Source organism: Micrococcus sp. TCR-5 (assembly GCF_052220525.1).
Lineage (GTDB): Bacteria > Actinomycetota > Actinomycetes > Actinomycetales > Micrococcaceae > Micrococcus > Micrococcus luteus.
Window position 1 is genome coordinate 1 of sequence record NZ_JBQPDO010000048.1, and the last position, 454, is coordinate 454.

The following is a 454-nucleotide window of genomic DNA, read 5'->3' on the forward strand; positions in this document are numbered from 1 at the left end:
ATCCAGGTGCACCATGTGCCCCGGCCCTCTCGCGGTGATCTTCTGGGGTCGTTGGCGCAGGTCTTCCCCGGCCGGGGTCAGGTCCCGTAACCGGGAGAGCCCGGCCCGGTGCAGCCACCGTCCCACGGTACGAAGACACACCCGGTGGCCCTCGGAGACGAGGTGGTGATGGATCCGGCGGGCCGACCACTTCTCCCTGCGACGCAGGGTCTGGATCTGAGCCACCACCTCGGGATCGAGCTGGGCAGGTGAACGGTGCGGCCGGCTGGGCAGGTCCTGAAGGCCGGCTTCTCCCTGGGCGCGGTAGCGGGCCACCCAGGTGGCCACCGTGGGCCGGCTCACCCGGAACTCGGCGGCGACATGGGCTTGCGGGATGCCGTCGTGCAGGTGGCGGTGGACCATCCTGAGACGGCCGGTGGGAGTCAGGGGTGCATTAGCGTGAGTCATGAGTGGG

The 454-nt window shown here is 70.0% G+C and carries 1 protein-coding gene; it reads right to left on the reverse strand.

Going from position 1 to position 454, the window contains the following annotated elements:
- Positions 1 to 447: helix-turn-helix domain-containing protein (locus ACTSKS_RS11045; RefSeq protein WP_442927559.1), on the reverse strand; the 447-nt coding region annotated here is incomplete at its 3' end.
- Positions 448 to 454 lie beyond the last annotated feature (7 nt).